The organism is Methylotuvimicrobium alcaliphilum 20Z (assembly GCF_000968535.2).
Classification (GTDB): Bacteria; Pseudomonadota; Gammaproteobacteria; order Methylococcales; family Methylomonadaceae; genus Methylotuvimicrobium; species Methylotuvimicrobium alcaliphilum.
Window position 1 is genome coordinate 4,529,830 of sequence record NC_016112.1, and the last position, 19,026, is coordinate 4,548,855.

16 protein-coding genes are annotated in these 19,026 nt (G+C 49.3%); 4 read left to right on the forward strand and 12 right to left on the reverse strand.

Annotated elements, in window-relative coordinates; genetic code table 11:
• Positions 1–26 precede the first annotated feature (26 nt).
• The 9 genes from MEALZ_RS19300 to MEALZ_RS19335 form a co-directional block, all read right to left on the reverse strand.
• Positions 27–608, reverse strand: a complete 582-nt coding sequence (locus tag MEALZ_RS19300; RefSeq protein ID WP_014150339.1) for an electron transport complex protein RnfA — start codon at positions 606–608, stop codon at positions 27–29.
• Positions 605–1,246 (reverse strand): electron transport complex subunit RsxE, encoded by a 642-nt coding sequence (rsxE, locus tag MEALZ_RS19305; protein WP_014150340.1) that lies wholly within the window; start codon positions 1,244–1,246, stop codon positions 605–607. Before rsxE ends, MEALZ_RS19300 begins: the two co-directional genes overlap by 4 nt.
• 221 nt (positions 1,247–1,467) lie before the next feature.
• Positions 1,468–2,178, reverse strand: coding sequence for an FMN-binding protein (locus MEALZ_RS19310; RefSeq protein WP_014150341.1), 711 nt, complete (start codon positions 2,176–2,178; stop codon positions 1,468–1,470).
• A gap of 11 nt (positions 2,179–2,189) precedes the next feature.
• Positions 2,190–3,188 carry an RnfABCDGE type electron transport complex subunit D gene (locus MEALZ_RS19315; RefSeq protein WP_014150342.1) on the reverse strand — a complete coding sequence of 333 codons (999 nt, stop codon included), beginning with the start codon at positions 3,186–3,188 and terminating at the stop codon, positions 2,190–2,192.
• On the reverse strand, positions 3,181–4,521 hold the full coding sequence (gene rsxC / locus MEALZ_RS19320; RefSeq protein WP_014150343.1) for an electron transport complex subunit RsxC: 1,341 nt from the start codon (positions 4,519–4,521) through the stop codon (positions 3,181–3,183). The genes MEALZ_RS19315 and rsxC overlap by 8 nt, the downstream gene beginning before the upstream one ends.
• Before the next feature lie 4 nt (positions 4,522–4,525).
• Complete coding sequence (locus MEALZ_RS19325; RefSeq protein ID WP_174888162.1) at positions 4,526–9,382, reverse strand: 2-oxoacid:acceptor oxidoreductase family protein; 4,857 nt, start codon at positions 9,380–9,382, stop codon at positions 4,526–4,528.
• Between the two features lie 609 nt (positions 9,383–9,991).
• Positions 9,992–10,120: a hypothetical protein gene (locus tag MEALZ_RS23835; RefSeq protein WP_269844354.1), complete on the reverse strand. Its 129-nt coding sequence runs from the start codon at positions 10,118–10,120 to the stop codon at positions 9,992–9,994.
• 46 nt (positions 10,121–10,166) lie between these two features.
• Positions 10,167–10,871: a hypothetical protein gene (locus MEALZ_RS19330; RefSeq protein WP_014150345.1), complete on the reverse strand. Its 705-nt coding sequence runs from the start codon at positions 10,869–10,871 to the stop codon at positions 10,167–10,169.
• Positions 10,872–10,913: 42 nt separating this feature from the next.
• Positions 10,914–11,141, reverse strand: coding sequence for a hypothetical protein (locus MEALZ_RS19335; protein WP_014150346.1), 228 nt, complete (start codon positions 11,139–11,141; stop codon positions 10,914–10,916).
• 73 nt (positions 11,142–11,214) lie between these two features.
• Between MEALZ_RS19335 and MEALZ_RS22870 the strand changes: the two genes are divergently transcribed.
• The 3 genes from MEALZ_RS22870 to MEALZ_RS19345 all read left to right on the forward strand — a co-directional run bounded on the left by MEALZ_RS22870 (position 11,215) and on the right by MEALZ_RS19345 (position 13,124).
• A complete protein-coding gene (locus MEALZ_RS22870; protein WP_162472992.1) occupies positions 11,215–11,376 on the forward strand; it encodes a hypothetical protein in 162 nt (53 codons plus the stop codon).
• A gap of 83 nt (positions 11,377–11,459) precedes the next feature.
• The gene (locus MEALZ_RS19340; RefSeq protein WP_014150347.1) at positions 11,460–12,848 is read left to right on the forward strand and encodes a sodium:solute symporter family protein; all 1,389 of its coding nucleotides are present in this window, start codon (positions 11,460–11,462) and stop codon (positions 12,846–12,848) included.
• Between the two features lie 66 nt (positions 12,849–12,914).
• A complete protein-coding gene (locus MEALZ_RS19345; protein ID WP_046061270.1) occupies positions 12,915–13,124 on the forward strand; it encodes a (2Fe-2S)-binding protein in 210 nt (69 codons plus the stop codon).
• A gap of 72 nt (positions 13,125–13,196) precedes the next feature.
• On the opposite strand, the gene MEALZ_RS19350 is transcribed toward MEALZ_RS19345, so the two are convergent.
• A complete protein-coding gene (locus MEALZ_RS19350; RefSeq protein WP_014150348.1) occupies positions 13,197–13,760 on the reverse strand; it encodes a DUF2780 domain-containing protein in 564 nt (187 codons plus the stop codon).
• Positions 13,761–14,237: 477 nt separating this feature from the next.
• Here MEALZ_RS19350 and MEALZ_RS19355 point away from each other — a divergent pair, with 477 nt between their 5' ends.
• Positions 14,238–14,513 (forward strand): cupin domain-containing protein, encoded by a 276-nt coding sequence (locus tag MEALZ_RS19355; protein WP_014150349.1) that lies wholly within the window; start codon positions 14,238–14,240, stop codon positions 14,511–14,513.
• A 59-nt stretch (positions 14,514–14,572) separates the two neighbouring features.
• On the opposite strand, the gene MEALZ_RS19360 is transcribed toward MEALZ_RS19355, so the two are convergent.
• Positions 14,573–17,062, reverse strand: coding sequence for a heavy metal translocating P-type ATPase (locus MEALZ_RS19360; protein ID WP_014150350.1), 2,490 nt, complete (start codon positions 17,060–17,062; stop codon positions 14,573–14,575).
• Between the two features lie 129 nt (positions 17,063–17,191).
• Positions 17,192–18,934 (reverse strand): FAD-dependent oxidoreductase, encoded by a 1,743-nt coding sequence (locus tag MEALZ_RS19365; protein WP_014150351.1) that lies wholly within the window; start codon positions 18,932–18,934, stop codon positions 17,192–17,194.
• Positions 18,935–19,026: the final 92 nt, after the last annotated feature.

The window sequence follows — 19,026 nt, forward strand, 5'->3', positions numbered from 1 at the left end:
TAAATGTCATTAACGGCCCCCGTGTTTTATGTGCCTAAGCCCGAAAATCCCATAAACGTCAATGACAAGATCCCTGCGACCAACAAGGTCAACGCGGTTCCTTTGACTACATCGGGGACTTCCGCAAATTCCAATTGTTCTCTGATCCCTGCCATCAATATCAACGCCAAGGTAAATCCAATCCCGGCGCCCAAGGCATAAACGAGACTCTGGCTGAGGCTGTAGGCTTTGTTTGTTTGAAAGAGCGCCAAACCTAAAATGGCGCAATTGGTCGTAATCAGCGGAAGAAAAATCCCCAAGGCTCTAAATAAAGTAGGACTCATCTTCTTGATAAACATTTCCACCAATTGCACGGTGGAGGCGATCACGACGATATAGCTGATCAATTGCAGAAAGGGCGCATCGATAGCCACCAACAAGGCATGGATACCATAGGCGCAAATGGAGCTGATGAGCATGACGAAGGTCACCGCGCCGCCCATTTTGGTGGCGGTTTCCATTTTTCCCGAAACGCCGAGAAAGGGGCAGATGCCGAGGAAATAGGCCAAAACGAAATTGTTGACCAGGCTGGCATTGATAAATATGCTCCAATAGGATTCGGTATTCATCCTTTCGCTTTTTTAACTTTGAAATAATTAAACACAATTAGCCACAATGCTAACGTAAAAAAGCCACCGGCCGGCAGGATCATAATGATCCACTCTTGAAACGATTCCGGAAATATCGCGACATCGAACAAGCTTCCATTACCAAGTAATTCTCTGACCGCACCCAGACAAAAAAGCGCTAATACGAAACCGACTCCCATACCCAAGGCGTCCATGATCGATTTACCTATGGTATTTTTCGAAGCAAAGGCCTCCGCGCGGCTAAGAATGAGGCAATTGACCACAATCAGTGAAATAAATGCCCCTAAATTTTTATGCAAATCGACGCTGATGGCTTGAATGGCATAATCGACGATCGTGACAAACGTGGCGATAATCAGAATAAAGGAGGCAATCCTGACTTGCTTGGGAATAAAGTTTCTTAAAGAAGCGACCAGTATATTGGACATCAACAGCACGAAAGCCGTCGCCAAACCCATCGCCAGCGCATTTTGGGCGGTATTGGATACCGCCAAAACCGGACACATGCCGAGCACCTGTACGAACACGGGATTTTCACGCCAAAGCCCCTTGATGAACTCGTCGGTGGAGCTTGGCTCAGCCTTTTTGTCGATATTATTGGTTATCCGCGCACTCATTTTGAATCCGTATTCACTTTAGGAACGAGCATCAAATAACTTCTTCACATGTCGGAAGGGGGTTCGGTGGCTCGATTGACATGTGTCGGCAGCAGGGCAGATTTTTGCTCCTGCAAAATCTGCATTCATGCCATCCTTGGCAATCAGATTCCGCCGTCGAGCCTACAGGGATGTATTTACGGCGTCCTGTTAAGCGAGTCACCGAACCTCCACAAGGCTTACTATTTCGAGAAGTTGTTTTGTGCATATTTCTTAAACGTTTCGATTTGATTGTATATCAATGGAACCATGGCTGACGAATTTTCACCGATGATATTGCCGATGGCTCTCGAAGAAATGGTTGCTCCGGTGATACCTTCGACCTCCCACGGATTGGATTTACCCCCTTGCTTAACCGGTATCACCTTATTTTGAATCCGAGTCGATTCAGGATCGAGTTTGACCGAAAGCGCTTTGAAGTTGGCCAGAAAGATTTCATCCTTTTCGATCTTATCTCCCAATCCCGGCGTTTCCTTGCTCTCAAGCACATAAAAACCGACGATGGTTTGCGAATGGGGATCGTAGCCGTACAAAATCCGAATGACGTCGGCATAGCCTTGGCCGCTGGCCTCGATGGCTACGCCGAGAAATTCACCGGCGTCGTCGTAACCGGCATAGACCACCGGATTTTTTCCATCCGGTGCTTCGGCAGGCGTGAAATTCCCGTCCGTTCCCAATAAAAACATCCGTGTATTGCTGATGCCCGGCAAAACCTTGAAAACCGCTTTTTCCAGCGCTTCGGTTCGTAAACGATCGATTCTTTCCTTGGTGCCTTCATAGACCAGGACGATTAGCAAGGCGCAAAAGATGCCTATACTCACCATCGCGATCAGCATCTTTTTGCTTTCTTCCGAAGAATTGCTTTGACTCGATACAGAGGGATCGGCATTCATGGTTTTACCTTTCAGGTCCCGTAAACTCTAGGACGGATGAGTCGGTCGATGTGTGGAGACAGCGCGTTTCCCAATAAAATAGCGTACATCACGCCCTCGGGCAAACCGCCCCAAATACGAATAACGACCACAAGCAGCCCGATGAAGATGCCATAAATCACGACGCCCAATGACGTTATCGGGGAACCTACCATATCGGTGGCCATGAATACCGCCCCCAGCATCAAGCCGCCGGAGAAAAGCATAAATTCCGGAGAAGGGTAGATTTCCGGATTAATCCAATACAAAATGCCGCTTAAAACATAAACAGAGCCTAAAATAGCGACAGGAATGCGCCAGTTCATCATCTTGCGGGCAATTAAATAGAGTCCGCCCAATGCGATCAACACGGACGATGTTTCTCCGATCGATCCGCTGACAAGCCCCAAGGCCAAATCCGCGCTTTCCGTGGTAACTTGATCGAACTTAAAAGCAGAAAGCGGCGTAGCGCCCGATATGCCGTCGACGACAGGTTTTGCAAACGGAAAAGTCAGCACCGATTCGGACACGCGGGTAAATCTGTCCGCCAAAAAAGCCGGATGCCAAGTCGTGATAGCGACTGGAAAGGCGGCTTGTAGAATGGCTCTTCCGACCAAAGCCGGGTTAAAGGCATTGTAGCCTAGACCGCCAAAAACGAATTTTCCCAAGGCAATCGCCAATACGCCGCCGATGAAGGTCATCCATAATGGAAAAATCGGCGGTAACGTCAATCCCAACAGCAAACCGGTAATAACTGCGGACCCGTCGGAAATCGTGCTCGGCCGGTTGGAAAATTTATTCAACAGATGCTCGGTCAGTACGCAAGCAATCAGGGAGGTGAGAATCACCAAAAGCGCATCGATGCCGAAGGCATAAACGGCAAAAGCCGTAACCGGCAGAAGCGCATAGGCCACGTTGCGCATGATCACATCGACGCCGACCCCTTTGTTGATATGGGGCGAACTGCTGATACGTAGGGTTTTGCTAAACATGGGCAACCGCCGATTTTCTTTTTCTGACGATTCCCTTGGCCACTCTGAAATATTGCACCAAAGGAATATTGGATGGGCACACATAGGAACAAGAGCCGCATTCGAAACAATCCATTAGGTGGTACTCCTCGGCCATCGTGTCGTAAGCTTCGGATTTTGCCAAGATGCCCAATCGCGAAGGATTCAGAGAAATCGGACAGGCATCGACACAGGCCCCACATTTGATACACGGATAGATTTTGTCGCTTCTTTTGACATTTTCATCGCCGAACACCACGATGCCGGATGTGCCTTTGACAATCGATAGATCCAAGTCGGAGGCCGAAACGCCCATCATTGGCCCGCCCATATAGACTTCGCTGAGGTTTTCTGCGGCTCCGACGTGTTCCAATACAAAGCGTAGCGGCGTCCCGATCGGTATTAGATAATTGCCTTTTTTCTTGATTCCGGGGCCGGTAATTGTGACCACTCTTTCCTGAATGCCACGGCCATGGGGCAATAATCTTCCGATTTCGGCCGTCGTGGCGACATTGACCGCTACGGCATGAACATCGATCGGAAAACCGCCTGAAGGAACCTCTTTGCCGAGCAAAGCCGTAATCAGCATTTTCTCGGCGCCCTGAGGGTATTTGACCGGTACGACTTTGACTTTTACCGGCAAATCGTCAGGAATCCGATCGGCTAAATGATCGGCGGCATCTTTTTTGTTGGCTTCGATGCCGATGATGACCTGCTTGGCGTCGGTGACTCTGAGAAGATACCGAATGCCGGTGAAAATATCATCGGCCTGTTCGAGCATGACTCGATGATCGGTGGTCAGATAAGGCTCGCATTCGATCCCGTTGATGATCAAGTGCTCGCAAAATTTACCCTCTGGGATTTTCAACTTGACGTGGGTCGGGAATGCGGCCCCGCCTAAGCCCACAATACCGGCATCCTGGATGCCTTGTAAAATGGCTTCCGGACTTGCCGACAAGGGAACAGGTGCGCCTTCCACGACTTCTTGTCCGGAAAAAGGGAATGTTTCAAGATAAATGCCGCTTGCCTTTTGACCTCCGATGACTGGGACGTTGGCGATTTTCCTGACAATACCGGAAACCGGAGCATGCATCGGAACCGACAGATAGCCGTCGGCCTTGGCCAGCAGCTGTCCCCTCGCGACCTCCTGGCCTTCGCGTACGATAACCTGAGCCGGCTTGCCTATATGTTGCTGCATCGGAAGGACAATCAACGGAGGAAACGGAAACTGCCGGACGGGCAGTTTGTTCGTGTCCTCCTTGTGTTCCGGGGGATGAACCCCATGCTTGAAAGTATTTGAAGAAAATTTCAACACGGCATCAATTAAATTTTTCGCCTCTTTTGATCCATTTCTCGATATCGGCGGCACTTCTATCGGCAGGCAGTCCCGGATGGATCACGCCGGCGGTACATTTTTCAGCCGCCTTGACCAAATCGCTGTAAGGTCCGGCATTGGCATCTTTGATAAAGGCCTTTTTATCGTTGTTGTAAGCGAAGATATTGGGGTTCAGGTTGATGCACTCGTCACAGGCTGTGCAATTCTCCGTTTCAAGCCAAGGCTCCATGCTATCCGCTTTGACTTCGGCGGCGCCTGTCGAGGTTTCTGTTTCGGTTTCATCCAATGCCAAGTCCATGATGCCTGATCCCTCATCACCGGCTAGCTTCATCAAACCCTTGGCAATCTTTCCGACGACTTCAGTCCGGATTTTGCTTTCTAAATCTTCCACCGGCGTTGTTTTGTCGTCTTTGATGCCGGCAATGGCTTTCAACATGATCCAGAAATCCCTTCTTTCCTCGCAGGACAGTACGATCGTTTTCGAGACCAAAACCCGACTGAGTAGTTGTTTGCTATCCACGGCCCAAATGAACGGAAATTTCCCTTCTCTTTCGGATTCGTCTAGTTTCAGGAAGTCGGCCAAAACCACCATATTTTCATTCCAAGTATCCCGAGGCGCCTTGCGGAAGTGTTTTCTAAACCGTGCTTCGGTCAAGGCGAAATCGGCAAAAGTCATCGCAACTTCCATCGATTTTTGTCTACCGCCTTCGAGGTATTTCAGTTCATAGGTCGGCCATAGCTTGTCCATCGCGGGGTTGCCCTCCAAGTCGAATGCCTCTTGAGGCGTCACGCCTTTGTCGGGGTTGTAGCGGAAGATTGGATAGGCTCTGGATTCGACAACCAATTTGGCTTGATGCGCCCCCATGTCGTCACCGACTCCGTGCTCGGGTTGGCAGGTGGTGTACAGATTGAACAGCGCCGGTCTTTTCGTCATCAAACCGTCGATGAAGCCTTCGATCATGTGGCTGGTGTTGGCCAACGTGGCTTGCATGACATAGGTATTTCTGTGCGCCATGCCGATCAAGCCTATTTCTTTTCTGGATTCGGATTTACCTTTCCCGACTTTGCCGAATTGCGCCATGTCGGAAACTTGACCGACAAAACCCGAAGTACAAGCTTGGCCGCCGGTATTGGAATAGACTTGGGTATCGACAACCACTACTTTAATGGGTTTGCCCGAGGCCATCATGCGCGAAAGATTTTGGAAACCGATATCGTACATCGCGCCATCGCCGCCCAAAGCCACGACAGGCGGACACAACTTCCACTCTTGGTCGGAAAACTGTTCCCAATTGAAATAGCTGAAGAATTCGCTATGATCGCGGGGATTGTATTTTCCGCTCAATTCCAATTCGGCTTTACGTATCAATTTGAATCCGTCGGCCATTTTGGCCATATGACCTTCAAAAATCCCCATAGCCAAGGAAGTACTGTCTTGGAATAGATGATTCGCCCAAGGGAACGGATAGGGATTGTACGGATAGGTACTGCCCCATACCGAGGTACAGCCCGTGGCATTGGTCATGCCCATCGTCGAGCGGCCTTTTCCGGTGGCTCCGTTGGTATATTTCCAATGCAAGTGTTTCAGGCCGGCAATGGTTTGCGTCGTTTCGGTCAACCATTCCTGGTCGATCGGGGAAGAACCTTTTTCATGCTCCAATCTACGAGCAATCCCGGACATGGTCAGATCCCCGCCCTGCATTTCGGCGACAATCTTGGACATCATGTCGGTGTCCGTGACGTTCATTGTATTCATCAATTTGAGTTGAACATGTTTCTCCAGCTTTTCAATCAGTTCCTGAAGATAAGTCACATGTTTTTCGACCCGAGGAATCATCAGGGACTCCACCGTAGCCATGAATAGATGAACGACCGACTTCTCGGAGCAACCCAAACAGGCCCCGTCGCCACTGGCAAAGCTTTGATAGGCCCCTTTATCCAACAAGATGGTTTCCAGAGGACCTATTTTTTCTTCCAGGTCGTCAACGCGATGAAATTTTTTCGGAGTATTCGGAAGGTCGCTCCAAAAGCCCCATTCCTCTCTCAATTTTGCAATCGATTCATCGGTTTGTTTGACTACCCTCAATGCGTCGTCATCGCAGACCTTGACGCATTCCATACAGCCTTTACAGGTCGTAGGATTGACAGTGATGCTGAATAAGCCCCCGCTATTGGCTGCTTTCTTTTCGTGCAGGTCATAGTAGGGCCGAGTCAGCGAAAACTGGAAATCGCCGAGTTCGTCCCTGAACCATTGCAGTTCGGTAGCGAGCAATGAGTCCTTCGATTCTTGTTCGATAACGGCATCGATGGCTTCATTGACCATGTTGTTCACGGTAACACCCTCGTGCGGCTCATTGAAAAGCGCACGAATTTTGGGTTCCAGCTGTTTGACAGTTTTAGGAAGAAATTCGAGTTTGTCGTGTTTCCGTTTCACCCGTTTCAAAACCGTATCGAGCACATCCGATAATTCGCTCACCAAACCGGGAATGGCCGTGTCTGGGCAAACCGTGTAACAGTTGCCGCAAGCCGTGCAATTATCGGCCACCCATTCCGGATGCTCAAAGCGAATGCCTGTCATATCCCTGAACAGCGATGTCGTTGCCGGCATCACGCTCAAACCGATAAAGGGATCGGTTAGATTATCGTTGCCTTGGCCGGTCAGATAGAAATTACCGGTCTGCTCCCAAAACCGGTGAATATCGCTAAGTTTGGATTCACTCTGCGGGCTGGTTTTCAGTAGACTTGGAATCGGAGCAATCAATTGTCCGCTGGTTTTCTCGGCTTGAGCGCCTAAGACTTTGTTTTTGATTTCGTGGACTTCATCGAATCCGCGCTTCACGACGCGCATGTTGTCATCGACGACCCGCTGACCTTTGCTGCCGAACTTATGTTGCAATTGTTCTTCTATCGCTTTCAACAGCGCGACATCGCTGAGTCCGGATTTTTCCATCAAAGGGGAGGCCGCGAAAAAACCGCCCTGAAAGGCAATGCCCTGCATCCTGAGCTGCAATTCCGGATCCGTTGCTTCTTCTCGCGCAATTTTGAATCCATCGACATAAAAGACTCGAATCTCATTGTCGATGATCATCTTTTGATAATGTACCGGTATGTCGGCCCAAACTTCATCGGCGGTTTTTCGCTCGCTTTGAATGATGAAAGTTCCGCCTTTTTTGAGACCCGCCAAGGCATTGGTATGCTTGAAAACATTCGGGTCGGGCGATAGCACCACATCGACGAAATAGTATTCGCAATTGATATTGATCGGTTCGGGCGCGGCGGCAAGATAGTAAGTGGTCGGTTGTCCTTTTTTCTCCGAACCGTATTTGGGATTGGCTTTGATGTCGTAGCCCAAAAGATCGAACAGCGTCATTGCCAGGTTTTTACCCGTCGTGATGGCACCCCAACCGCCGACCGAGTGAAACCTTACCGTAATGGCGCCCGGCGGCATCAGGTTTGGGTTTTCAGAACCGCGAACAGCCAATTCCTTCACATTCGGATAAGCTTCTTGAATGGCTTCTTGATGGGCTCTTTGTTTGGGCGTGAAGGCATGTTCCCGGATAAAGTCGATCGACAAATAAAAGCGTTTTTTATGCTTGCCGTTAGGTAGCATGTTTTCTATCGCGCCAATAATGCCTTCCGGTTGAAGATCGCGGCTGCCCATGCCGAAAGAGCCCGAATATAAAGGCGGCATTTCGCTGAATGAATAGGAAGACAAGTCCGGGTACGGAATATTTTTCTTGTGCGTGCCGTTTTCGATACATTTAGTAATTACCGCACGGGTTTCACGCATGATAGGAGGATCTTCCGCTAACGGCTGATCCAGCCTTTCCAAAATGGCGACGCCTTTTCGGCCCTTTAAAACTTTTCCCAAAAGATCCGCCGGGAAGGGTCTGAACATAACCAAATCCACCACGCCGACTTTCAAACCGCGAGTTTTTCTTAAGTAATCCGCCACCGCTTCGGCGCTAGAGATTACGCTGCCCTGACCTAGAATCAGGTAATCGGCGTCTTCGACTTTATAGGTCATGACGCGTGCGTAACGACGCCCCGTTAATTGATAATATTCCTCGAAAGCCTGGTCGGTCAGTTCTTTGATATGGTCGAAAAAGAAAGGGCGCTGAGCGGCGACACTTTGCATGTAAGCATCCTGATTTTGCACGATACCGGCCATCATAGGATTGTCCACATCCCACACTTCAGGAATACGTCTTCTTTTTTCCCCATAAATAATTCTTTGAGCCGGAGTAGGGGTATCGATGATGTCGTCCGGTCTACCCAGATACTCCTTGATCAACTCCCGCTCCGGCAATAAAAGAGACTCGATCAGATGGGTCGTCAAAAAGCCGTCTTGGGCGATCACGCCCGGATTCAAGGCTAATTCGGCAATCCTGTGGGAGATGATATTCAGGTCGGCCACATGCTGGGCTTTTTTGGCAAAAAGCTGAAAAAAACCGGTATCGTCAATCGCATGATAATCGTCATGTCCCGCATGCACATTGAGAGTGGCTTTGGTCATGGCTCTTGCGCCTATGTTCAAGACATAGGTCAGTCTTTTTCCTACAGCGGCATAGAGCGATTCATGCATGTAGGCAATGCCCTGACCGGAGGAAAAATTGGTGGACCTCAAGCCTGTCATGGACAATCCGGCCGTCACGGCAGCCGCGGCATGCTCTCCTTCCGGCTCAATAAAGATGAGAGGACGATCGGAAATGTTCAAATGTCCTTTGGCCGCCTCTTCAGCCCAGTATTCGCCCATTTGGGTGGAAGGTGTAATGGGATAGGCGCCTGCGGCATCCGAGGATTCGCGTTCGCACATGATGGCTACTGTATTGCCATCCATGGCTACCCTTGTTCCTGGATATTTGAATTGCTTGTTTCTATTTTCCATGACGGTATCGCTTGGTGGGATTATGGATAGGAATTTCAGAGTGACTTTCCGATTTATCCTTCGTTAAAACAGTATTCCAATTGAATCTAATTGGCAATGTTTTTTTGGTCGATTAATTAGGCTTCATTCAGCACAACAATAGCAGATTTGCCGGACTATTTTGGAATGCTGCTGCTGAAACTGACACGCAAAAAACATACCTAATTGATTAGGCTAGGTCGTATCGAATCGGTTTTTCATTAGGGTTTCGCGACAAATAACTTCCCGGAACTATGGGGCTTAGCCTAGGGGTCGGTTACTCGCTTGACAGGTCAAGCGCCTAAATTAACCAAGGCAGTTAACCATTGCATAGTCTGTTGGCTATACAATTTAGGTGCGGGGTGAATACGTCCGCGTAGCACAACAATATCACATTTGCCGCACTATTTTGGAATGCCGCTGAAAGTAATGAACCAAAAGCATACTTGTTGATGGGGCTACGGTCCTATCGAATAGTTTATTTATCCACTCGTAGAATTTGTTAGCGGTCGTGCTATTAACGACATCACCGGCATAAGAGGCTCAGTCTTTGACTTCAACATCGGAATTGTCCTTAAGCCATATCCGGAACTCATCGAGTATGCCTTTGCTGGTCAATTCCGGATCGGTGCAATTGAATACTTCGCAGGGTTGGTTTTTGATTCGGTACATCGGGCTGCCTCTCTTTGTTTTACAAATTACGCATCTTTCAAAAGGCTCACGCCTCGAAACGATAGGACGAGCTGGGCGGAGGCGGTATGTCGTCGTCCGTTCTGGCGTTTCGCCGCCGCATCCACAGTATTAGCCGTAGGCGTAAACTCGGCTTCAGAAACGAGCGGGCGTAGGCCGCTACGGGCGACTGCGGGGCAATTTTCAGGAGGCTGTCATAGAGCTCCTGGGCGATGTCCTGTCGGCCGACGCAACAGAAATAGGCACATAAGACGCTGATAAAACCGGTATGTTCGGAGACATGAAATACCCGCCGCTCAGGATAAAGCAGCATCAGGTCGAATTTATGATCGAATATATCGGGAACGGCATCGAATTCCCCCCGGCTCAACAGCATTTGCGCATAGTTAATCTTGGCGAATAGATAATTCGGAAATTTTCGGTAGGCTGTTTCCGCTAATTCATTGATCTTATCGCGGTGACCCAGCATGCTGTGCGCGGCAACCAGTAAATTGTCTATCTTGGGCACGTCGGGGTGCTTGACCTGCAGCGCTTCCAGTTCGGCAATGGCGGGTTTCGGCCTGTGGTTGGCAATTTCATCATAAATTTTATTTAAGGCGAGCGTAATTTCGGGAGTCAAGTTGTCACTTTTGTCGATTACCGGTTCATTGGTGACAAAATAGACATTGCGCCGGCCTGCTTTAGTGCGTTGGCGGGGGATGCGCGAGGATTTTTTTGATTTCTTATGTGTCATGGCGGATTACCAAGGGCAGAATAAAAGGTTAAGCAACAGGGTTCATCGCATCACACGGATTTCACTAAACCCAATATCAAACAACACCGCCACCGCCGCATCGAGGCGCTTGAACACCCGCATTTGACCGCGCGCAGTCTCCAGCATCGGATTCAGTTTATGCTTTCCTTCCAGTGTAACCGTCCAGCCGTCTCCGGAGGCGTGTTTTTGGATGACGGGCGCCTCTAAAACGCCCGCCTGAAATAAAATTTCGGCTTCTTTACTATTCATATCCACTTTTGCGCATACATAAGCTAGACTAAGTTAAAACAATATTACGCTTTTGTATGATAAGAGTGAACCCATGATTGTGCGAATCGTTTTCATTGTAGCCTTATTCTTGCCTTTCCGGGTAGCGGCCAGGGATGACGATGTCGATTTTAGTCAAACTACTGGAGCGAAGCCGTTAGCGGGAAACTCGAACGACAAGCTCATTACCGCGACAGCGAGCGGCAAGCATTTCTAGCTGTCGACCAATAACATGAATTATACCTTTCGCAAATTTTTCACTTGGTATTTTTTCGGCTCTACCGTCGCCTCTTTGCGCCCATGAACACAGTTCTAACCGGCATTCTGGTTTATATATCGGCACAGCTTTTGATCGGCGTTTTCGTTTCGAAAAAAATCAAAACGGAAGACGATTATTTATTGGCCGGACGTAGTCTTGGCGTAGGCCTTGCCACGTTGAGCGTGTTCGCGACTTGGTTCGGCGCCGAAACCTGTATCGGCGCGGCTGGTGCTGTTTATGAGGAAGGCCTGTCCGGCGCGACGCTCGATCCTTTCGGTTATTCGCTCTGTCTGGTTTTGATGGGCTTAGTGTTTTCGATTCCATTGTGGCGCCGGCAATTGACCACCTTGGCTGATTTGTTTAGGCAACGCTATTCGCCGCGGGTTGAAAAACTTGCGGTATTGATGATGGTGCCCGGTACGATCATGTGGGCCGCCGCTCAAATTCGGGCATTCGGACAGGTGTTATCGGCTACGTCCGGCTTCGAAGTCGAGCTGACGATCGCCTGCGCGGCGCTGGTCGTGATTGTCTATACAATGTACGGCGGTTTGATGGCCGATGTCATCACCGATGCGGTGCAAGGTGTCGCTCTGATCATAGGCCTTTCGATTTTATTGACGATTGTATTGACCGCCGGAGGAGGCTGGCAGCCTTCGATTGCCTCGATCGAACCGGAGCGTTTGGTTTTATTCAAAACCGCCGAGAATGAAAACTGGCTGGATATTATGGAACACTGGATGATTCCAATCGGCGGATCGGTCATCGCACAAGAACTGGTATCTCGGGTACTGGCTTGCCGTTCGCCGCAAATCGCGCGTCAAGCTTGTTTGGCCGGCGGTCTATTGTATCTTTCGGTCGGCTTGATTCCGATCTTGATCGGCTTGCTCGGTTATCGCTTGTTACCGGGTCTGGCAGAGCCCGAACAAATCTTGCCGCAATTGGCGCAGCAATATTTACCAACGTTTTTATATATCATTTTTGCCGGCGCGTTGATTTCGGCAATCTTGTCCACCGTCGACAGCGCACTCATGGCTGCCTCGGCGCTTTTGTCGCATAATCTAATCGTGCCGTTGCTGGGTACGATCGACGAAAGCCGAAAAGTTCGTATTGCAAGACTGGCTGTATTATTCGGCGGCATGGTCGCTTACTGGTTTGCCTTGCAAACCGACCGTGTTCACAGCCTAGTCGAGCAAGCTTCGGCATTCGGCAGTGCCGGCATCGTGACCGTGGTGGTATTCGGCTTATTCACGCGATTCGGCGGTGCTTACAGCGCTGCCGGGTCGCTTTTGGCCGGAACCGTTATCTGGACTGCCGGACACTATGCATTCGATTTGAAAACACCCTATCTCATCGCACTCGGCGGCGCAATTGCGGTTTATTCAACGATTGCCCTTTTAGAACTGAAACTTCATAAAATTGCCCCCTTATGATTTCGATATCGTCTCGATTCGGAAGTCATGTGCTAAACCCAAATTGATAAACGCGACTCAACATTCATGAACCAAGTAAGACCCGACAAAAATAATGACGTACTCTGCACCTGCAGCGGCACAACCGACCGGCAAATTCGCCGGCTCATCGATGAGGGCATTACGGACCCTGAAAGACTGTCGAGAATTACCGGCGCTTGCTCGGGCTGCGGTTCTTGCGAACCTGCGCTTATGTCTTTGTTAAACACCGCTAGCTTGAAAGAACCGCTCGTTTGAAATTCTCTTTTCAGAGACCTTGGCAGGACGGGGTTTGCAACCGCGCCCTAAACGTTTTTTAGGTTTATCCGGCTAAGGCATCAAAGCCGAACGAAGCAGATTCGATGTCGCTTGCCCGCTGGTACCGCTGACATAGTCGACAACCACGGGAATAAACTGATTAACCATACCCGGCGATAAATTCAGTTGACTAAACGACGAATATAGCGATTGCATAGTACCGATAGTTCCACCGGCGCCTCCTAGCATTGCAGCACCACCGACCTGCGGTGCAGCAGCGAGCATTTCCGACATACCTGGAACGGATTGCGACAAGCCGGCGAATGCTTGTTCCGTCATATTCGTTTTAGCAGCTTGAAATATCGCGCCGGCTCCGCCCAGCGCTTGTTGCTGAGTGACGCCCAATTGACCGACTAGCGCTTCGGTCAAAGCGGTTTGTGTCGCGGGCACACTACTTGCGATCGCTGTTCCGGCCTCGATCGTTTGCCTTCCCGTTTGTGCGGTCTGACCAATCGTCGCCAGGCCGCTGTCGACCTTACCAATAACACTCTGCCCGCTCTCCGGAGTACCCGCGCAACCGGCGGTCAGAAGTGAAATGAATAAGGGCGAGATATATTTGCAATGTTTTTTTATCATATTGTCCTCTCAACGATAGCGTCGAGACTTTCGAGGTAGTCTACCAATGTCTCAACAAATGTTCGATCTCGTTCATAGCGACCGAGTGACAAATCTTACAATAAGCGATGCTTATGCAAGACTCCTTTGTTCTAACCGTCATGTTAAACGTACAAAAACCGAAAACCAAATTTAATTCCTAATTCGATGACATTTTATTTCGGTTGATATAACGCCAATTAGGAATTCCTATTTAAAAAAGCGCCTCGATATACCCGTCGTAGCTCAAAATTCGGCGCCTGGGTGTCCGCTAAAGGACGCCGTGAATACGTCCGTCCATGTAGGCTCTATATCAGCTCCATGCTGGCAAAGCCTTTATCGGACACCCAGGCGCCTCCTCCGGCACTGCCGAAATTTGAAGTGCGAAAGGTATAACATCAGTGCCTTTTCAACGGAAGGTGCTAAAATCTCCGCTCGTTACTACTTATCAAGGTTTTTATGTCACAAATCAAGATTGAACATCAACCGAGCGAAGCCCGTTTAGTAGAATTAGGTGTTTCGGACTGGGACATTTGGGAGAAAGAAGTTTCCAAGTTTTCGATCGACTTCGACGAAACAGAAACGGCCTATATTCTCGAAGGTGAGATCATTGTAACGCCCGAAGGCGGCGAGCCGGTCCGAATCCTTCCAGGCGACTTGGTCGTTTTCCCCGAAGGTTTAAACAGCGATTGGGAAGTCGTTAAGCCATTGCGCAAACATTACAGCTACGATTAAAAACTGCTTGAAACGGACTTGCGATTTTGTCAGCCTCAAAATTAATGAGGGCGATTAGCTCATTTTTTCCGGTTCAGGCGTAGCGAATTGACGATGACCGACACCGAACTGAGAGCCATCGCTGCCGAGGCGATGGCCGGGTTAAGCTTACCGGCCACTGCAAACGGTATTGCAATCGCGTTATAACCGAATGCCCAAATCAGATTTTGTTTGATAATACTTAGCGTATTCTCGCTCAATTCGATGGCATCGGCGATTTTGCCGATATCGCCGTCCAACAGCACCAAGTCGGCTGCTTCGATGGCGATATCGGTGCCTTTATCGATCACCAGGCTGACATTCGCGGCCGCGAGCGCCGGCGCATCGTTAATGCCGTCGCCGATCATCGCGACTTTGTGCCCGCTCTCGCGTAATTGACGAATCAATGCTAATTTTTTGGCGGGATCCGCTTCGGAATACACGGTAACGATCCCTACCTGCTCGGAAATATGTCGGGCCGCCAGTTCGGTATCGCCGGTCACCATCCAGGTATCGATCCCGGCTTGATGCAAATGTTCGACAACTTGTCGGGCGTTCGGCCGTATCGTATCGGTAGCGGCAAACAACGCCGCCGCGCGCCGATCGATTGCAAGATAAACCAAGGTCTTGCCTTGCAGAGCCAGTTTTTTTGAGGTCGCTTTAAGCGGTGTTAAATCGATCTGGTGTTGTTTCATCCAGAGATCGCTGCCAAGCAATAATTGACGGTCACCGATTTGAGCGCGAATACCCCGATCCGGCGCATTATGAAATTGCGAGGATTCTTCTATTTCCATGCCACGCTCTTTGGCGTAGCGTACAATCGCTTGACCTAAAAAATGTTCCGAATTGAACTCCGCTGACGCGGCAAACTGCAACAGACGCTCGTCGTCGAAATCCGATATATTGAAGAAGTCGCTTATTTCGGCAACACCTTCAGTGATCGTGCCGGTTTTGTCGAATAAAACAGTATCGATGGACGCCGCCGTTTCTAGGGCTTCGCCGTTCCTAATATAAATGCCGCGCCTGGCCGCCTGACCGGTTCCCACCATCGTTGCCGCCGGTGTTGCCAAACCGAGCGCGCATGGACATGAAATTAACAATACGGCAATCGCATTGGACAAAGCATGCGCTACCCGCTCACCAGCCAACAGCCAGCCTCCGAAGGTCGCACCCGACAATACGATCACCGACGGCACGAACACCGATGCGACGCTATCGACGGTTTTTTGGATTTTCAATTTCGACGCCTGAGCCTGGTCGACCATATGGATCAAACCCGACAAGAAGGTATCCTTGCCGGTTGCGGTGGCGCGCATTTGCAGTACGCCGCTACCGTTGATGCTACCATCGTAGAGTCTATGGCCGGGCTCTTTGATCGCGGGCATCGCCGAGCCGGTTACCATTGCTTCGTTGACGCTGGATAACCCTTTGATCACTTCGCCGTCTGCCGGAATGCGCTCGCCCGGCCTGATCAGAAGAATGTCGCCGATCTCGATTTGTTCGGCCATGATTTTTAATTCTTTGCCGTCTTTGAGCAATGTCGCTTGATGAGGCTGTAGATTCACCAATTTGCGTATGTCTTGAACCGCCCGATTTTTTGCTAGTTCTTCCAGATAACGGCCTACCGTCACAAAATCGATAATCGCGGTCGCTGCACCGAAATAGACATGACGGGAGGGACGAAATAATGCCGGAATGCTGTAGGTATAAGCCGCGCCAACACCTAGCGCAACCAGACTATCCATCTCGGCAGCGCCGCGCTTGGCTTGATTAAACGCTTTTTTGAAAATGTCTCGGCCGCCGCCGATAATGGCGGCACCGGCTAAAACGGCTTGTATTAATAATAGTGTGCGCGATTTTGAGCCGATCGCACTCAGTAACCATACCGGCACGCTCAATTTGCCCAGCGCCAGTATTTGCCGTTTGGCTTTATGTAAATGCTTGCGCTCAAGATCGAATAATAATTTTCGTTCGGCCAAGGAATCGATCGAAAAGCCCTGATAGCCATTGTCCGCGATAATTTTGAATAATTTATCTTTCGGCAAGTAAGTTTTGATCCGCGCGGTTTCGGAAATGTAATTGACACTGGCGTGAAGCACATCAGGCTGCCGTTGCAGGACCATTTCCAAATATAATGCGCAGGAGGCGCAGCTCATATCGCCGACACCGATGACATAGTCTTGAGCAAGTTTGTCGGAATAATTTTTATCCCGCTTTAGGCTTTTCAGCACTTCGCGCGGTTGCACGCCGATATTGGCGATTACGGCATCAAGCAGATGCAATAGATTTTCGAACGGCAATTTTTCCGGATCGTAAAATATTGTTAACGACCCAATCTGCGGCGTGATATTGACCGATTCAACGCCTTCGCGTTTCAACAATAGAATTTGCAAGATATAAGCACGCTCTCGATCTTTTCGTAAACTCGGAACGATGATGCGGAGCCGTTTGTTTAAGCGGTGTGCAATCGAAAAATGCTTGGTCGGTTGTATCGTATCCATATTGCCCATTTTTATGTTTCCGTCGGCCATTTAACTATCCGCTTCAGCATAACCGCTTATCAATAAATTACAAGCCCCTTCTTTTAGTATGGTTTAAAGCCGGAACCAGATGCCCATTCACCTTTCATCTTTCATCTTTCTCCGCTCACTGCTCACTGCTCACTGCTCACTGTCACCATTATAAGTCTCATAAGTTTGCATACCACCCGATAAATTTCTAACCCGAAATCCGTTTTGCTGCAAAATCCGGGTGGCATTGTAAGCTCTTTGCCCAACGCCGCAAACGACCCAAATTTCCCGCTCACGGGATAATTCATTTAACCGATCGCGTAAATTATCCAATGGAATGTTTATCGCATTCGGAATATGTTTCTGCAGAAATTCCGCTTCGGTTCGCACATCGACAAGCTGAGCCTGTGTAAAAGGATCGTCCAATATAAACGCGAGTAATTGCGCCGCTTCGTCCTTATCTTCCGTAACTTGTACATGCGTTTCGAGTAACTCTTCCCATTTTGCAAGCGGATGCATCCCGCGCAATTGATTGGCCGCGATCATGCCGGCTAAATTCACCGGATCTTTGGTCGCTCCGAATTGCGGGGCATAACATAATTCGGCTTCCTCTAAATCATAAACGCTACCGCCCATTTGTATGAACGCCGAGATGACATCGACACGCCGCGCCACACCCGACTCGCCGAGCGCTTGAGCGCCGAGAATTTTGCCGTTGCTAGTGTCGTATAACAATTTCATGTGAATCGGCTTCGCTCCCGGGTAATAGCCGACATGATTACCTGGATGCAAATAAACCTTTTCATAATTTTCATAATTGATCTTCTGTAAGGTCTTTTCGTTAACGCCGGTACTGGCAATTGTCAAATCGAAAAGCCCGCAAACCGATGTCCCTTGAACGCCTCGGTAGGTCGACGGAATTTCTTGCTGATCTCCATTGCTTAATATTGCCGCGGCCGCCAATCGACCTTGCCGGTTTGCAGGACCGGCCAAGGGTAATAGTTGCCATTCTCCGGTTATGACATTCCGTACTTCGACTACATCACCGACCGCCCAAATATGAGAGTCGCTGGTTTGCATGGTTTCATCGACTCGGATTCCGCCTAAATCTCCGATGGCCAAACCGGCTTGACGGGCTAATTGAGTTCTGGGTTTTACGCCAACGGAGACCATGACCGCATCGCTGATTATCGATTCGCCGTCTTGCCGGTGCACGGTTAGCGTTTGATCTTGATTCAGCTCAAATCGGTTAACTTGGCAGTTAAGCTGCAAATCAATATCGTTTTTTTGCAAATACTGCGCGACAAACCTAGCCATTTCCTTATCTAACGCCGGCATGACTTGATCGGTCGATTGCAACACGGTTACCTTTAAGGCCCGTTTTTTTAAATTCTCGGCTAACTCTAAGCCTAAAAATCCGGCACCTAAAACCACTGCGCTTTTCATATTCGCCAAATTGCCGCGTATTTTGCGGCTATCCGGAATCGTTCTTAACACGTATATACCGGGTAAATCGATGCCGTCGATATCGGGCCATACGGCTTCTGAGCCGGTCGAAAGCACTAAGGCATCGTACGATTCATTCCGCTTCCTGCCGGTTTTTAAATCACACACTTCTATACTTTTATTCGTTCTATCGATCGCTAGAACTTCGCTATCGGTACAAACACGAATATTGAATCTTTTTTCGAATAACTCCGGTGTCGCCACGAGCAATTTTTGTTCGTCGACAATCACGTCGCCAATAAAATAAGGTAATCCGCAATTGGCAAAGCTGACATAGGAGCCCATTTCGAAAATGACGATTTCACAATGTTCGCACAGTCGGCGAAGCCGGGCAGCGCAGCTTGCTCCCCCTGCGACACCGCCGATAATTAATATTCTTTTGTTCATTGTCAATTAAGGTTCCTGAATGACTGCTTACGCCCACGTTAAGCCGACAACAATCGGAGTTTTGAGCTTTTTTCGATTCGAAATACGAACTA